1 protein-coding gene is annotated in these 1,685 nt (G+C 73.9%); it reads left to right on the top strand.

The features are described from left to right. Nucleotides 1-1,685, top strand: a 1,685-nt coding sequence (locus FKV24_RS14430) for a tetratricopeptide repeat protein (RefSeq protein ID WP_141482881.1), incomplete at both ends; no start/stop codon positions are given.

Genomic DNA, 1,685 nt, shown 5'->3' with positions numbered 1-1,685 from the left:
CGGCGGGCCGGCGCTGGACGCCTACGGTGCCGGCCTGATCGCTCGCCGCGACGGCAATCTCGAACAGGCATTGCAGGACCTGCAGCAGGCGACCGCCGCGGCTCCGGCCTACACCGCCGCCTGGGTGGCCAGCGCCGAAACCGCGCAGGCGATCGGCGAGATCGACAGCGCCTGGGACGCGATCGAGCAGGCTCAGCGCAGCGCCGGCAACGCCCCGGTCAGGCTGAGACGGCAGTTGCAGGCCGCGCATGCCCTGCTCGACGGCGATGCCGCCAGCGCCATCGGCCAATGGCAGACGCAACTGCAGGCGACGCCGGACGACACCTTCGCCCAGCTGCAACTGGCGCGCGCACAGGGCGCCGCCGGCGACTTCGCCGCCGCGGTGACCACCGCCAAGACCCTGACCCGACGCGACGGCAACGACCCGCGCGGCTGGTACGAGCTGGGCAAGTTCAGCATCCTCAGCGGCGATGCGCGGCACGCGGTCGACGAGTACCTGGTGAGGGCGCTGGTGCTGTACAAGCGCAGCCGCAACACCTTCGGCGAGGCCGAGACCGTCAACGCGCTGGGGATCGGCTACGGCCGCCTCGGCCAGACCGCCGACGCCGCCGAGCAGTACCGCAAGGCGGTCGAACTGCGGCGCGCGGTCGGCAATCGCCGCGGCGTCGCCACCAGCCTGCGCAATCTCGCCGGCGTGTCGTCGCTGACCGGCCATTTCGACCAGGCCGCCGAGCACCTGCGGCAGGCGCGCGCCCTGTACACCGAACTGGGCGACCGCGACGGCCTGGCCGCGATCGAGAACGAGCTGGGACTGCTCGACGAGGAGCGCGGCGACTACGCCGGCGCGCTGGCCGCGTTCCGGCGCGCGCTGCAGAGCTGGCAGCAGGCCGGCGACAGCCATGGCAGCGCGCAGGCCCTGAACAACATCGGCTTCGCCCACTACCAGCTCGGCGCCTACGACGACGCCCAGGTCTACTGGCAGCAGGCCACCGAGGCCTACCGCAAGCTCGGCTCGCAGACCGGCCTGATCCGCACCGCGCAGAATCTCGGCCTGCTCGACACCGCGCGCGGACGCTGGGACAAGGCACGCCAGCGCCTGCGGGAGTCCCTGTCCAACGCCGAGCGGCAGCAGATGCCCGAAGAGGCCGCGGTCAGCCGCCGCAACCTCGCCGAGCTGGCGCTGTGGCAGGGCCATCTCGGCGATGCGATCGACCAGGCCGAGGCCGCCGGCGCCCTGTTCCGCCAACGCGAGGACCAGCGTGGCATGCTCGACAGCCGCCTGCTCAAGGCCCAGGCCCTGCTCGCCGCCCGCGCCGATGACGAGGCCGGCCGCATCCTCGCCGCGCTCGAGACCGGACTGGCCGACGCGCCCGCCGAACAGCAGGCCATCGCCGCCCTGCTGCGCGCAGGACTCGCGCGCCGCGAAGGCGATGCCGCGCGCGTCACCGAAGCGCTGCGGCAGGCCCGGCAACGGGCCGCGACCTCGGGCGTGCGCCAGTTGCAGTTGCAGATCGAGCTGGACGCCGCGCGCGCCGAGCCCGGCAGCGACCGGCAGGCCCTGGACGGCGCCACCGCCGCACTGGGCCACGCCGGACTGCGACTGGGCTGGCTGGAACTGGCGATGGCGGACGCGGTCGCCGCGAACGACCCGCAGACCGCGCTGAGCGCCTACCGCGAGGCGAGCG

Origin of the sequence: Marilutibacter maris, from assembly GCF_006546735.2 — a bacterium.
Lineage (GTDB): Bacteria > Pseudomonadota > Gammaproteobacteria > Xanthomonadales > Xanthomonadaceae > Marilutibacter > Marilutibacter maris.
The sequence above is the reverse complement of the archived record's forward strand: the minus strand, read 5'-3'. Positions and strand labels throughout refer to the sequence as shown.